The organism is Enterobacter sp. K16B, from assembly GCF_020216105.1.
Taxonomy (GTDB): Bacteria; Pseudomonadota; Gammaproteobacteria; order Enterobacterales; family Enterobacteriaceae; genus Enterobacter; species Enterobacter sichuanensis.
Genome location: NZ_JAIWJZ010000120.1, coordinates 1 through 14,619, shown reverse-complemented (window position 1 = coordinate 14,619; position 14,619 = coordinate 1). Strand labels below are relative to the sequence as shown.

Sequence of the window (14,619 nt, the reverse complement as noted above, 5' to 3'; positions counted from 1 at the left end):
ACCTGATAAGGCGAGGTGGATATGTTTATCCTTGAAACGCTGAATTTCGTTGTTGATATATTAAAAGTCCCTTCGGTGCTGGTGGGGTTAATTGCATTAATTGGTCTGGTCGCGCAGAAAAAAGCCTTTTCTGATGTGGTGAAAGGGACCATTAAAACCATTCTTGGCTTTATTGTTTTGGGCGGCGGTGCCACGGTACTCGTTGGGTCGTTAAATCCTTTAGGCGGCATGTTTGAACATGCCTTTAATATCCAGGGAATTATTCCAAATAATGAAGCGATTGTGTCCATTGCGCTGGAGAAATACGGCGCCTCAACCGCGTTGATTATGGCCTTCGGGATGGTGGCAAATATTATCGTCGCCCGCTTTACCCGCCTGAAGTATATCTTCCTGACCGGGCATCACACCTTCTACATGGCGTGCATGATTGGCGTGATCCTGACGGTGGCGGGTTTTGAGGGGGTAGGACTGGTCTTTACCGGATCGCTGATCCTTGGCCTGATTATGGCCTTCTTCCCGGCCATTGCGCAGCGCTATATGAAGCGTATTACCGGCAACGACGAGATTGCCTTCGGCCACTTCGGCACGCTGGGCTACGTGCTCTCCGGCTGGATTGGCAGCAAGGTGGGTAAAGGCTCGCGCTCAACCGAAGAGATGAACCTGCCGAAGAACCTGAGCTTCCTGCGCGACAGCTCCATTTCTATCTCCCTGACCATGATGATTATCTACCTGATCATGGCGGTGAGCGCCGGACGTGAGTACGTCGAGGCCACCTTCAGCGGCGGTCAGAACTACCTCGTTTACGCCATCATTATGGCGATCACCTTTGCGGCGGGCGTGTTCATCATCCTGCAGGGCGTGCGTCTGATTCTGGCGGAAATCGTCCCGGCCTTCACCGGTTTCTCGGAAAAGCTGGTACCCAATGCGCGTCCGGCTCTGGACTGCCCGGTGGTCTATCCGTATGCGCCAAATGCGGTGCTGATTGGCTTCCTGTTCAGCTTCCTCGGGGGAATTGTTGGGCTGTTCATCTGCGGGCAGTTCAGCTGGGTGCTGATCCTCCCGGGCGTGGTGCCGCACTTCTTCACTGGCGCAACGGCGGGCGTGTTCGGTAACGCCACCGGTGGACGTCGCGGGGCCATGATTGGCGCCTTTGCCAACGGTCTGCTGATCACCTTCCTGCCGGTCCTGCTGCTGCCGGTACTGGGCGCCATTGGCTTTGCCAACACCACCTTCTCGGACGCGGATTTCGGCGCTGTCGGGATTGTGCTCGGCAACCTGGCGCGCTTCCTGTCACCGCTTGCCATTACCGGGCTGGTTGTGGCGCTGTTCGCGCTGCTGGTGGTGTACAACGTGTTCGCGAAAAACAAACCTGCGGGCGGTAACGCGCAGGAAAACAGCGGAGCCAAATCATGAATGAGAAAGAGATAACTGAACTCGCGCGTCACATTCGTCTTGAGACCCTGAAATCGTTGACGCAGCTGGGGTTTGGCCACTACGGCGGCAGTATGTCGGTGGTTGAAACGCTCGCCGTGCTGTACGGCGCGGTGATGAAGATTGACCCGGCAGACCCGGACTGGCCTGAGCGAGACTATTTTGTCCTGTCGAAAGGCCATGCGGGCCCGGCGCTCTACAGCACGCTGGCGCTTAAGGGCTATTTCCCGATTGAGGAACTGAGCACCCTGAACCAGAACGGTACGCGGCTGCCCAGCCACCCGGACCGGCTGAAAACGCGCGGCGTGGATGCCACGACCGGCTCGCTGGGGCAGGGGATCTCCATCGCCGGCGGCATGGCGCTGTCGCACAAGCTGGCAGGCAGGCCGAACCGAGTCTTTTGCATCGTCGGTGACGGTGAGCTGAACGAGGGGCAGTGCTGGGAAGCCTTCCAGTTTATTGCCCACCATCGCCTGAATAACCTGACGGTGTTCGTCGACTGGAATAAGCAGCAGCTGGATGGCGAACTGGATGACATCATCAGCGCATTCGATCTGGCGGGGAAATTCCGCGCCTTTGGTTTAGACGTGGTGACGGTGAAAGGTGACCATATCCCAGGGCTGCTGGAGGTGACGTCCCGTGTGCCTGCCGCGGATGCGCGCCCGCGGGTAGTGATCCTCGACAGCATTAAGGGGCAGGGGGGGCCATATCTGGAGCAGCTCAGCAACTCGCACCACCTGCGCTTGACCGCAGAGAGCAAAGCGGCCCTCAACGAGACGATTCGCCAACTGGAGGCTTCACATGATTAAGGTTGCACCGCCACGACAGAAAGATGCCGTTGAGATGCGCAAGGTTTACGCGGGCTTTGTGGCAAAACAGATTGAGGCAGGCAGTGAGATTATCGCACTGGAAGCGGACCTGATGAGCTCGATGGCGATGGACGGCGTAGCGCGCGATTATCCGCAGCACGTGATTAACTGCGGCATTATGGAGGCCAACGTGATTGGCACTGCGGCGGGGCTGGCGCTTACCGGACGTAAGCCGTTTGTTCACACCTTCACCGCCTTTGCCAGCCGTCGCTGCTTCGACCAGCTGTTTATGTCTCTCGACTACCAGCGCAACAACGTGAAGGTGATTGCCTCGGATGCGGGGGTAACCGCCTGTCACAACGGCGGGACCCATATGTCGTTTGAGGACATGGGGATCGTGCGCGGTCTGGCGCATTCGGTGGTGCTGGAGGTGACTGACGCGGTGATGTTTGAAGACGTCCTGCGCCAGCTGATTGACCTGGAAGGGTTCTACTGGGTGCGTACCATCCGTAAGCAGGCGCCGAGCGTTTATGCGCCGGGCTCGACCTTCACCATTGGCAAAGGCAACGTGCTGCGCGAGGGGAGTGATATTACGCTTATTGCCAACGGCATTATGGTGGCGGAAGCGCTTGAGGCGGCGCATCAGCTCGAGCAGGAGGGGGTCAGTGCGGCGGTCATCGACATGTTTACCCTGAAGCCCATCGACCGGATGCTGGTGAAAAACTACGCCGAGAAAACCGGACGGATTGTGACCTGTGAAAATCACAGCATTCACAACGGGCTGGGTTCGGCGGTGGCGGAAGTGCTGGTGGAAACTTGTCCGGTGCCGATGCGGCGGGTGGGGGTAAAAGAGCGTTACGGCCAGGTGGGGACGCAGGAGTTCCTGCAGAAGGAGTATGGCCTGACGGCACATGACATAGTGTCGGCGGCGCGAGAGCTGCTGTAATAAAAAAGGCGACCCTTTGTGGTCGCCTTTCTTGCCGGATGGCGCTCCGCTTATCCGGCCTACAAAACCGTAGGCCCGGTAAGCGTCAGCGCCACCGGGCTTTTTGGCTTACTGCTGCTGTGAAGACTGGATCGCCGTCAGCGCGATGGTGTAGACGATATCGTCAACCAGCGCGCCACGAGACAGGTCGTTCACAGGTTTGCGCATACCCTGCAGCATCGGCCCGATGGAGATCAGGTCTGCAGAACGCTGTACTGCTTTGTAGGTGGTGTTACCGGTGTTCAGATCCGGGAAGATGAACACGGTAGCGCGACCGGCAACCGGAGAGTTCGGCGCTTTGGATTTCGCAACGTCAGCCATAACGGCGGCATCGTACTGCAGCGGGCCATCGATCATCAGGTCAGGACGTTTTTCCTGCGCCAGACGGGTCGCTTCACGCACTTTCTCTACGTCGCTACCTGCACCAGAGGTACCGGTGGAGTAGGAAAGCATCGCCACGCGAGGTTCGATACCGAAGGCAATCGCGGAGTCCGCGGACTGGATTGCGATTTCTGCCAGCTGCTCTGCCGTTGGATCCGGGTTGATCGCGCAGTCGCCGTAAACGTAAACCTGTTCCGGCAGCAGCATGAAGAATACGGAAGAGACCAGGGAGCTGCCCGGTGCCGTTTTGATCAACTGCAGCGGTGGACGAATGGTGTTTGCGGTGGTATGAACCGCACCGGAAACCAGACCGTCAACTTCGTCCTGCTCCAGCATCAGCGTACCCAGCACCACGTTGTCTTCCAGCTGTTCGCGCGCAACGGCTTCGGTCATGCCCTTGCTCTTACGCAGCTCAACCAGACGGGCAACGTAGCTTTCGCGAACCACTTCCGGGTCAACGATTTCGATGCCAGCACCCAGCTCAACGCCCTGAGACGCCGCCACGCGGTTGATCTCATCCGGGTTACCCAGCAGCACACAGGTCGCGATACCGCGCTCTGCACAGATAGCTGCCGCTTTCACAGTACGCGGTTCGTCGCCTTCTGGCAGCACAACGCGTTTGCCTGCTTTACGCGCCAGCTCGGTCAGCTGGTAACGGAATGCAGGAGGAGACAGACGGCGGCTGCGCTCGGAGGTCGCCGTCAGGGATTCAATCCAGTCTGCGTTGATGTAGCCCGCAACGTATTCCTGAACTTTCTCAATACGCTCATGGTCATCAACCGGCACTTCCAGGTTGAAGCTCTGCAGGCTCAGGGAGGTCTGCCAGGTGTTGGTGTTCACCATGAAGACCGGCAGGCCGGTCGCGAACGCGCGTTCGCACAGTTTGCTGACGCGTGGGTCCATCTCGTAAGCACCGGTCAGCAGAATAGCGCCGATTTCCACGCCATTCATCGCGGCCAGACACGCTGCAACCAGCACGTCAGGACGGTCTGCGGAGGTCACCAGCAGGGAGCCTGCGCGGAAGTGTTCCAACATGTGCGGAATGCTGCGTGCACAGAAGGTCACGGACTTCACGCGACGGGTGTTGATGTCGCCTTCGTTAACGATGGTGGCGTTCAGGTGACGCGCCATATCGATTGCTCGGGTGGCAATCAGATCGAAGCTCCATGGCACCGCGCCCAGTACTGGCAGCGGGCTGGATTCCTGCAGTTTCGCCGGGTCAACTTTAATGACTTTCGCTTTGGAAGAGTCGTCAAAGATCTCAGACAGGTCAGGACGCGTACGGCCCTGCTCATCCACTGGCGCGTTCAGTTTGTTGACGATCACGCCGGTGATGTTGGTATTTTTCGCACCGCCGAAGCTGCTGCGCGTCAGTTCGATACGCTCGTTCAGCTGCTCTGGGGTATCTGTGCCCTGAGACATCACGAAAACGATCTCTGCGTTCAGGGTTTTCGCGATTTCGAAGTTCAGAGACTGAGCAAACTGGTGTTTGCGGGTTGGAACCAGGCCTTCAACCAGCACTACTTCCGCGTCTTTTGTATTGGCGTGGTAGTTAGCGATGATCTCTTCCATCAGCACGTCTTTCTGGTTGCTGGACAGCAGAGATTCAACGTGGTTCATCTTCAGCGGTTCAGCCGCTGGCAGATTGGAGTTCTTGCGAACGATGGTGGTAGTTTGGTCTGGCGCATCGCCACCGGCACGTGGCTGGGCGATTGGCTTAAAGACGCTCAGACGAACGCCTTTGCGTTCCATAGCACGGATCACGCCAAGGCTGACGCTGGTCAGGCCGACGCTGGTTCCGGTAGGGATCAGCATAATAGTACGGGACACGGTTTATCCTCTTTCGTTACCGCCTGAATGTGGCGGGTTACAAAACAGCACCGCCAGCATTGCTGGCGGTGTGGAATCAGGCAGTCAGGCGGTGCGCGTCTTGCGCGATGACCAGTTCTTCGTTAGTTGGGATAACGAGAGCAGGGCGGGTGCCTTCTTTGTTGATGAAGCCAGACTTGCCGAAGCGGGCAGCCAGGTTACGCTCGTGATCAACGTCGAAGCCCAGAACGCCCAGTTTGCCCAGGGACAGTTCACGCACCATTGCCGCGTTCTCACCGATACCACCGGTGAAGACAACCGCGTCCAGACGACCGTCCATCAGCGCAGTGTAAGAGCCGATGTATTTCGCCAGACGGTGGCAGTAAACGTCCATAGCACGTTTAGCGTCTTCTTTCTCTGCGTAGTTGTCTTCAACGTAACGGCAGTCGCTGGTGACTTCGGTCAGACCCAGCAGGCCAGACTCTTTAGTCAGCATTTTGTTGATCTGGTCAACGCTCATGCCCAGGGTGTCGTGCAGGTGGAAGATGATCGCCGGATCGATGTCACCGGAACGGGTACCCATCACCAGACCTTCCAGCGGGGTCAGACCCATGGAGGTATCTACACATTTACCGTTGCGGATAGCAGAAACAGAACCACCGTTGCCCAGGTGGCAGGTGATGATGTTCAGCTCTTCAACCGGCTTGTTCAGTACTTTTGCGGCTTCCTGAGTCACATAGAAGTGGCTGGTGCCGTGTGCGCCGTAACGACGTACGCCGTGTTCTTTGTACAGGCTGTAAGGCAGGGCATAGAGGTAAGACTCTTCCGGCATGGTCTGATGGAACGCGGTGTCGAAGACGGCCACGTTTTTGTCTTTCAGATTCGGGAAGGATTTCAGCGCTTCAGCGATACCGATCAGGTGCGCCGGGTTGTGCAGCGGTGCAAAAGAGGCAGAGTCTTTGATGCCCTGAATAACAGATTCGTCGATCACGACGGAGCTGGTGTATTTTTCGCCGCCGTGGACGATACGGTGACCAATCGCAGTCAGCTGAGCAGACAGTTCTGGTTTTTGTGCCAGAATAGTGTTAACGATAAAGTTCAGCGCTTCACTGTGAGCGGCGCCTGCACCTAAAGCCGCTTCTTGTTTGCTGCCGTCCATCTTCCACTTGATACGTGCTTCAGGAAGATGGAAACATTCGGCCAAACCAGAGAGGTATTCGTCACCGTTGAGCGCATCGATGATGGCGAATTTCAGTGAGGAGCTACCGCAGTTCAGAACCAGTACTAACTTACTCGACATGGAAGTACCTATTATTGATACGTGGCTAAAAAAACGTCAGTGAGTCTAACAGCGTAACGCATGATGACTCAGACATTTATGATTAACATCATGCCAAACGAACATTGTGGCATGATGGAAGAAATAACTATGATTTTATGCCATTTTGCACAATTTTCAGCCAATGGCATAATGTGCAATAATTTGACGAGTTAATGATTCTCGTCTATGGCCCTATCAGGCTGGCACAGGATACCCGATACGGGGTAGAGATGACAAAATATTTTGAACGTTGTCATAGCTTGTTGTGGTTTTGCACGAAAATTTTAATTTTTATATGTGAAGTTGAGGTGCAGCCATGTCGACACCAGAGAACCCGTCCGTAAATTTCTTCAGTCTGTTTCGTCGGGGACAGCATTACGCAAAGACGTGGCCAATGGAAAAGCGCCTTGCGCCCATGTTCATTGAGAATCGCACCATCCGTGCCACGCGCCATGCGATTCGCTTTATGCCACCCGTCGCTGTCTTTACGCTGTGCTGGCAGATTGCGCTGGGTGGACAGCTTGGTCCTGCTGTCGCAACGGCGCTTTTCGCGCTAAGCCTGCCAATGCAGGGCCTGTGGTGGTTAGGTAAACGCTCTGTCACCCCACTGCCACCTTCTATTTTACACTGGTTTTATGAAGTGCGCGGAAAACTGGAAGAGGCCGGGCAGGCGCTCGCCCCGGTGGAAGGCAAGCCGGATTACCAGGCGCTGGCGGACACGTTAAAGCGCGCTTTTAAGCAGCTGGATAAAACATTCCTCGATGACTTGTGATTGATCATCGAAACGACGATGAAAAGAAGGCACAGTAACAATCCGTTACCGTGTCTTTTTTTTAAGTGCAATGCGCTACAGGAGTCGAAAGATGGAAATGACCCATGCTCAACGTCTGATTTTGTCTAACCAGTACAAGATGATGACTATGCTTGATCCCGATAACGCTGCGCGCTACAGCCGCCTGCAGACCATTGTCGAACGCGGCTTTGGTTTGCAGATGCGTGAACTCGACCGCGAATTTGGCGAGCTGAAAGAAGAAACCTGTCGCATCGTGATCGACATTATGGAGATGTATCACGCCCTGCACGTCTCCTGGACGAATCTCAAAGATCAGCAGTCTATTGACGAGCGCCGCGTGACCTTCTTAGGCTTTGATGCGGCAACGGAAGCGCGTTATCTGAGCTATGTGCGCTTTATGGTGAATACCGAAGGGCGTTATACCCACTTTGACGCGGGCACCCACGGTTTCAACGCGCAGACCCCAATGTGGGATAAATACCAGCGTATGCTGAGCGCGTGGCACGCCTGCCCGCGTCAGTACCATTTAAGCAGCAACGAAATTCAACAAATTATTAATGCCTGACGGAGGTGCGTGTGCAGTGTAGAGGTTTTCTGTTTGATCTGGACGGTACGCTGGTGGATTCGCTGCCGGTTGTGGAGCGTTCATGGTGCCATTGGGCTGACAGACATGGCATCGACCATCAGGAGGTGCTGAATTTTATCCATGGCAAACAGGCCATTACCTCGTTACGGCACTTTCTGGCCGGACGCTCTGAGGACGATATTCAGGCGGAGTTCAAATACCTGGAACACATTGAAGCCACGGACACGGACGGTATCACCGCTTTACCGGGCGCGCGCGAACTGCTTGAGCATCTGAACGAAGCGCAGATCCCGTGGGCTATCGTCACCTCCGGCTCCATTCCCGTCGCCCACGCCCGTCATAAGGCGGCAGGTTTATCGAAGCCGGAAGTGTTTATCACTGCGGAGCGCGTCAAGCGCGGCAAACCCGAACCCGACGCCTTTTTGCTGGGGGCTGAACTGCTTGGCCTAGCTCCCGCAGAGTGTGTGGTGGTAGAAGATGCGGCGGCTGGCGTACTCGCCGGGCTGAACGCCGGAAGCCACGTTATTGCGGTGAACGTTCCGGCGGGGTCCCCCCGCCTGGAGGAGGCCGACCTGGTGCTGGATTCTCTCACTGCACTGGCTGTGTCAAAAGCACCTGACGGTGTTGTAACCGTCTCGCTAAAAGTGTAACCCCATGATATAGCCCCACGCTGATGGGGCTTTTTTATGGCAAAATTTCTCATCTCCCACTGACAAGGACATGTTGTGAACGGTGAACTGATCTGGGTCCTGAGCCTGCTTTTAATCGCCATTATCCTTTTTGCCACGGGCAAGGTACGCATGGATGCCGTCGCCTTGTTTGTCATCGTCGCCTTTGTGCTGAGCGGTACGCTCACGCTGCCGGAAGCCTTCTCCGGGTTTAGCGATCCCAACGTTATTCTGATTGCCGCCCTGTTTATCATCGGTGATGGCCTCGTGCGCACCGGTGTGGCAACGATTATGGGCGCGTGGCTGGTGAAGGTGGCTGGCAACAGCGAAACGAAAATGCTGGTCTATCTAATGCTGACGGTCGCCGGACTGGGGGCGTTTATGAGTTCAACGGGGGTGGTCGCTATCTTTATCCCGGTGGTGCTGAGCGTCTCCATGCGGATGCAGAGCTCGCCGTCGCGCCTGATGATGCCCCTGAGTTTTGCCGGTTTGATCAGCGGCATGATGACGCTGGTGGCCACGCCGCCGAACCTGGTCGTCAACAGTGAGCTGATCCGGGAAGGCTTTCAGGGCTTCAGTTTTTTCAGCGTGACTCCGCTTGGACTGGTCGTTCTGGTGATGGGCGTGGTTTACATGCTGCTGACCCGTTTTGCCCTGAAAGGCGAAAAACAGGACAAAAGCAAAGAAGGGTGGAAACGACGCACCTTCCGCGATCTGATTAAAGAATACCGCCTCACCGGGCGGGCGCGCCGCCTGGCCATTCGCCCCGGTTCGCCAATGGTGGGCCAGCGGCTTGACGATCTGAAACTGCGTGAACGCTACGGCGCGAATGTGATTGGTGTTGAGCGCTGGCGTCGTTTTCGCCGGGTCATCGTCAACGTCAACGGGGTGTCGGAATTCCGCGCGCGGGATGTCCTGCTGATTGATATGTCCACCGCGGAGGTGGATCTGCGTGAGTTTTGTAGTGAACAGCTGCTGGAACCGATGGTGCTACGCGGGGAGTATTTCTCAGACCAGGCGCTGGATGTCGGCATGGCCGAAGTATCGCTGATCCCTGAATCGGAGCTGTTGGGTAAAACCGTGCGGGAAATGGGGTTCCGTACCCGTTATGGTCTGAATGTCGTGGGGTTGAAGCGTGATGGTGTGGCGATGGAAGGGGCGGTGGTGGATGAGCCGATCCTGCTGGGGGATATCTTTCTCGTCGTCGGTAACTGGAAGCTGATAAGTCAGCTCGGGCAAAAGGGCCGCGATTTTGTGGTGCTCAACATGCCTGTTGAAGAGAGCGATGCCTCCCCGGCGCACAGCCAGGCGCCCCATGCGATTTTTTGCCTGGTATTGATGGTGGCGCTGATGCTGACCGACGAGATCCCCAATCCGGTCGCGGCCATTATTGCCTGTCTGTTAATGGGCAAGTTTCGCTGTATTGATGCCGAGAGCGCCTATAAGGCGATTCACTGGCCAAGCATCATTCTGATTGTGGGGATGATGCCGTTCGCCCTTGCTCTGCAAAAAACCGGCGGTGTGGATTTAGTCGTCAAAGGGCTGATGGACGTTGGCGGCGGATACGGGCCGTACATGATGCTGGTATGCCTGTTTATCATGTGCGCCACGATCGGACTGTTTATCTCCAATACCGCTACGGCGGTGCTGATGGCGCCCATCGCGCTGGCGATGGCGAAATCCATGGGCGTGTCGCCGTATCCGTTTGCGATGATGGTGGCGATGGCCGCTTCCGCGGCTTTTATGACGCCGGTTTCGTCACCGGTGAACACGCTGGTTCTGGGGCCGGGGAACTACCGGTTCAGCGATTTTGTGAAGCTGGGGGTGCCGTTCACCGTGCTGGTGATGCTGGTATGCGTGGTGTTGATACCGGTTTTATTCCCGTTTTAGCATGAGCGCAGAAATGTAGGCCGGGTAAGGCGAAGCCGCCACCCGGCGAAAAATTACAACGGAGAATCCTGGCTAATCTCGTCCAACGATAAATGGAAGCTCGGTACAAACACCTGCATAAAGTAATCCATCTCTTCGCTGCGGCGGGATTCCAGCGTTTTTTCCAGACGCGTTTTTGCCAGTAAAAATTCGTTATTCCCTGCGGATAACTCTTCGAGACACTTCAGATAGGCACATAGCGCGTCGGCCTGTTTTACCAGCGACTTCTCTTCCTCTGTGTACTGCTGTTCATCAATAAGCGGCTCAAAGATATCGCGTAACTCGTCCGGCACCATGTCAATCAGCTTCTGCTGGGCAATTTTCTCGATGGCCTTATATTCCTGCGCAATCTGCGAGTTGAAATATTTCACCGGCGTCGGCAGATCTCCGGTTAACACCTCTGACGCATCGTGATACATCGCCAGCAGGGCAATGCGCTCAGCATTAACCTGACCGTTGAATTTGCGGTTTTTAATGGCGGCCAGCGCGTGAGCGACCATCGCCACCTGAAGGCTGTGCTCTGACACATTCTCAGTGCGGACATTGCGCATCAGCGGCCAGCGGTTGATGAGTTTCAGGCGGGAGAGATGGGCAAAGAAATGACTCTGACTCATAGGTTACCTTTTGTCTTCACTGCGACAGGACTTCATTGTGCGGGGAGGGGAGGGAAGATGCAAATTTGCAGGTTTCGTTGGCCGGGTAAACGCAGCGCTACCCGGCAGAAAGAGAATATTACTGATGATAACCGGAGAGGAAACGCCCGAAGCGGCTAATGGCCATTTCAAGGTCATCTTCGCGCGGCAGCGTGACGATACGTACGTGATCCGGCCATGGCCAGTTAAACGCCGTACCCTGAACCAGCAGCACTTTTTCCTGAAGCAGGAAGTCGAGCACCATTTTCTGATCGTCGTGAATGTTGAAGCGCTTCGCGTCGATTTTCGGGAACATATACAGCGCCCCATTTGGCTTCACGCAGGAGACGCCCGGGATATCGTTGATCAGCTCCCATGCGCGGTTACGCTGTTCGTACAGACGACCACCGGGAACGATAAATTCACTAATGCTCTGATAGCCGCCGAGCGCCGTCTGGATTGCGTGCTGGGCCGGAACGTTGGCACATAAACGCATGGAAGCCAGCATCTCCAGACCTTCAATATAGCCTTTGGCGTGTTTTTTCGGACCGTTTAATACCATCCAGCCCTGACGGAAACCGGCCACGCGGTAGGTCTTAGACAGGCCGTTAAAGGTCACGGTCAGCAGATCCGGAGCCAGCGCGGCGATGGAGTGGTGCTGCGCTGCATCGTAGAGGATCTTGTCGTAAATCTCGTCCGCGAAGATGATCAGGTTGTGCTGACGAGCGATCTCCACGATCTCCATCAGCAGTTCTTTTGAATAAACCGCGCCCGTTGGGTTGTTCGGGTTAATGATCACGATGCCGCGCGTACGTGGGGTGATTTTCGCGCGAATATCGTCGAGATCCGGGAACCAGTCAGAAGATTCATCACACAGATAGTGTACCGCTTTGCCGCTGGAGAGCGACACGGCCGCCGTCCACAGTGGGTAGTCCGGAGCGGGAACCAGCATTTCGTCACCGCTGTTCAGCAGCGCCTGCATCGCCTGCACAATCAGTTCGGAGACGCCGTTGCCAATATAGATATCTTCAACGGTAACATCACGCATACCGCGTGCCTGGTAGTGCTGCATGATGGCTTTACGTGCGGAGTACAGTCCTTTTGAATCACAATAGCCTTGAGCAGTAGGAAGGTTGCGGATCACATCAACCAGAATTTCATCCGGCGCTTCAAAACCAAATGGCGCAGGGTTACCAATGTTGAGTTTCAGAACCTTATTGCCTTCTTCTTCCAGGCGTTTCGCCTCTTTCAGAACCGGGCCGCGGATGTCATAACAGACGTTATCTAGCTTGCTGGATTTTTCGATAGGGGACATGAACCTTTAACCTTTTCGCTATTATTGCCGCTCCCTGCCGTGGAAGTCAGCACGGAATAATGTACTCCCCCCTCGCTTCGTTTTGAAGGGTGTGCAGGAGAAGATTTTGTACCGACAGCAAATTCTTGATAAATCTTTTACGCTGCAGGTGCCCCCTTTGCTACCGTAAAGTTGCATACATGGCAAAATATTAGGTTTATTCTGCTATTCATTTGCTGGATTGCTGTATATTGTGCTGGTGAAAAATGTGTGATGAGCCAGATGAGGGGGCAATCACCCTGCGTGACTTTTCGTAAAACCTGAATGTTAGCGTCGTCTTGCTTTAATAGCGCTGTGTGGTTAAAAGTTACTCATGTGAAATTAATGTTAAGTGGCATTAATGGATGCTCTTAATCAAAATTAAAATTTATTTATTATTAACCTATAAAATGCAACTTTAGTTAATTTTAATAAAATTTGTTTAGATGCTTAACATTCCTCTTTAATCCTCAATATTGCAATAAGACTTATAAATAAAATGGATTTGGGTTAAGATGTCTTTCAGGAAAGCAGATGCCAGAGACATGTTTTTTGTCTGTCTGGAACTGTTATTCCTGTTTAATTGATTGTTATTGTTGGAGTTATCTCTGGCGGGAAGGGTTTAACGATCTCCTGCTACGTTGACAGCGCTGCGATAAAGATGGCAGAAAAGGTGTTACACCTTTAATGTAATTTACATAATCCTGCGAACATCTAAATATCCTGAACGTTTAAGAGAATAAAAATAACGTCATGAAACGTGCTTTCTGACTGTTGATATTAAGCAGCACAATAACTATCTGTCAGGCAGTCTGCCGGGCCGGGATGCGAGGGAAAACCTTCAGAGGGAATTGCTTAACTGTTACACACACAGCTTCAACCCGGGCAGCTCCGCACGAGCAACCTGAAAGTGAATAGATATGATAAATGCAAATCGTCCGATAATGAATCTCGACCTCGATCTGCTGAGAACGTTTGTTGCGGTCGCCGATCTCAACACTTTTGCAGCTGCTGCTGCCGCCGTTTGCCGAACCCAGTCCGCCGTGAGTCAGCAAATGCAGCGGCTGGAGCAACTGGTTGGTAAAGAGCTTTTTGCCCGTCATGGGCGCAATAAGCTCTTAACGGAACACGGTATTCAGCTACTGGGTTATGCCAGGAAAATTCTTCGCTTTAATGATGAAGCATGTATGTCATTAATGTTTAGCAACCTTCAAGGTGTGCTAACGTTAGGCGCATCTGATGAGTCAGCGGACACCATATTGCCGTTTCTTCTCAATCGCATTAGTTCGGTTTATCCGAAGCTTGCGCTGGATGTCAGCGTGAAACGTAATGCCTTTATGGTTGAGATGTTAAAGGAAAATAAAGTCGACCTGGTGGTGACGACGCACCGTCCCGGGCAGTTTGATTGCCTGACGTTGCGTACATCCCCAACACACTGGTATTGCGCAGCCGAATACGTGCTGCAAAAAGGGGAGCCGGTGCCACTGGTGCTCCTGGATGACCCGAGCCCGTTCCGCGATATGGTGCTGACAGCGCTGAATGAAGCCAACATCCCGTGGCGCCTGGCATATGTGGCATCCACGTTACCCGCGGTTCGTGCTGCAGTGAAAGCCGGGCTTGGCGTAACGGCACGCCCGGTGGAGATGATGAGCCCGGATCTGCGCGTGCTGGGTAAATCTGATGGACTTCCCGTGCTGCCTGATACGGAATATCTGCTCTGCCACAACGCGTCCAGTCATAATGAACTGGCAAGCGTGGTGTTCGAGGCGATGGAAAACTACCATAACCCATGGCAGTTCGAGCGCATTACCTCCGAAGGAGGGGATGATTCTCTGATTGTTGAAGGGGACTTTGAGTGATCGCTGGCTCAAAATTCTGGTAACAAAATGTAAGTGTAAAAAAAAGCCACTCGTGTGAATTTTGCATGCAGTGGCCTTTTTTT

12 protein-coding genes are annotated in these 14,619 nt (G+C 54.4%); 8 read left to right on the top strand and 4 right to left on the bottom strand.

Annotated elements, in window-relative coordinates:
- Positions 1–21 precede the first annotated feature (21 nt).
- The 3 genes from LDK53_RS19265 to LDK53_RS19255 are packed head-to-tail and all read left to right on the top strand — an operon-like array spanning position 22 to position 3,186.
- Positions 22–1,413, top strand: a complete 1,392-nt coding sequence (locus LDK53_RS19265) for a PTS ascorbate transporter subunit IIC (protein WP_025757173.1) — start codon at positions 22–24, stop codon at positions 1,411–1,413.
- A complete protein-coding gene (locus LDK53_RS19260) occupies positions 1,410–2,240 on the top strand; it encodes a transketolase (protein WP_225287833.1) in 831 nt (276 codons plus the stop codon). Before LDK53_RS19265 ends, LDK53_RS19260 begins: the two co-directional genes overlap by 4 nt.
- Positions 2,233–3,186 carry a transketolase family protein gene (locus LDK53_RS19255; protein ID WP_025757175.1) on the top strand — a complete coding sequence of 318 codons (954 nt, stop codon included), beginning with the start codon at positions 2,233–2,235 and terminating at the stop codon, positions 3,184–3,186. Before LDK53_RS19260 ends, LDK53_RS19255 begins: the two co-directional genes overlap by 8 nt.
- Positions 3,187–3,294: 108 nt before the next feature.
- Here LDK53_RS19255 and pta read toward each other — a convergent pair whose 3' ends face one another.
- Together pta and ackA are read right to left on the bottom strand one after the other, a co-directional pair.
- Positions 3,295–5,436, bottom strand: coding sequence for a phosphate acetyltransferase (gene pta / locus LDK53_RS19250; RefSeq protein ID WP_025757176.1), 2,142 nt, complete (start codon positions 5,434–5,436; stop codon positions 3,295–3,297).
- Positions 5,437–5,512: 76 nt separating this feature from the next.
- Entirely contained in the window at positions 5,513–6,715 is a 1,203-nt protein-coding gene (ackA, locus tag LDK53_RS19245; RefSeq protein ID WP_025757177.1) for an acetate kinase, read from the bottom strand.
- A gap of 337 nt (positions 6,716–7,052) precedes the next feature.
- On the opposite strand from ackA, the gene yfbV reads away from it, so the two are divergent.
- From yfbV to LDK53_RS19225, 4 genes are all read left to right on the top strand, one after another.
- Positions 7,053–7,508 carry a terminus macrodomain insulation protein YfbV gene (gene yfbV / locus LDK53_RS19240; protein ID WP_045285783.1) on the top strand — a complete coding sequence of 152 codons (456 nt, stop codon included), beginning with the start codon at positions 7,053–7,055 and terminating at the stop codon, positions 7,506–7,508.
- Between the two features lie 91 nt (positions 7,509–7,599).
- Positions 7,600–8,094 (top strand): YfbU family protein, encoded by a 495-nt coding sequence (locus LDK53_RS19235; protein ID WP_008502874.1) that lies wholly within the window; start codon positions 7,600–7,602, stop codon positions 8,092–8,094.
- Positions 8,095–8,105: 11 nt separating this feature from the next.
- Positions 8,106–8,765, top strand: coding sequence for a sugar phosphatase (locus LDK53_RS19230; protein ID WP_225287832.1), 660 nt, complete (start codon positions 8,106–8,108; stop codon positions 8,763–8,765).
- A gap of 75 nt (positions 8,766–8,840) precedes the next feature.
- The gene (locus tag LDK53_RS19225; RefSeq protein ID WP_025757180.1) at positions 8,841–10,673 is read left to right on the top strand and encodes an SLC13 family permease; all 1,833 of its coding nucleotides are present in this window, start codon (positions 8,841–8,843) and stop codon (positions 10,671–10,673) included.
- Positions 10,674–10,726: 53 nt separating this feature from the next.
- Here the strand turns inward: LDK53_RS19225 and yfbR are convergent, their stop codons facing one another.
- Positions 10,727–11,326 carry a 5'-deoxynucleotidase gene (gene yfbR / locus LDK53_RS19220; RefSeq protein WP_045285782.1) on the bottom strand — a complete coding sequence of 200 codons (600 nt, stop codon included), beginning with the start codon at positions 11,324–11,326 and terminating at the stop codon, positions 10,727–10,729.
- 118 nt (positions 11,327–11,444) lie between these two features.
- Positions 11,445–12,659, bottom strand: coding sequence for an alanine transaminase AlaA (gene alaA / locus LDK53_RS19215; RefSeq protein WP_003861471.1), 1,215 nt, complete (start codon positions 12,657–12,659; stop codon positions 11,445–11,447).
- A 938-nt stretch (positions 12,660–13,597) separates the two neighbouring features.
- Here alaA and lrhA point away from each other — a divergent pair.
- Positions 13,598–14,536, top strand: a complete 939-nt coding sequence (lrhA, locus tag LDK53_RS19210; RefSeq protein WP_045286090.1) for a transcriptional regulator LrhA — start codon at positions 13,598–13,600, stop codon at positions 14,534–14,536.
- The last annotated feature ends 83 nt before the right edge of the window (positions 14,537–14,619 follow it).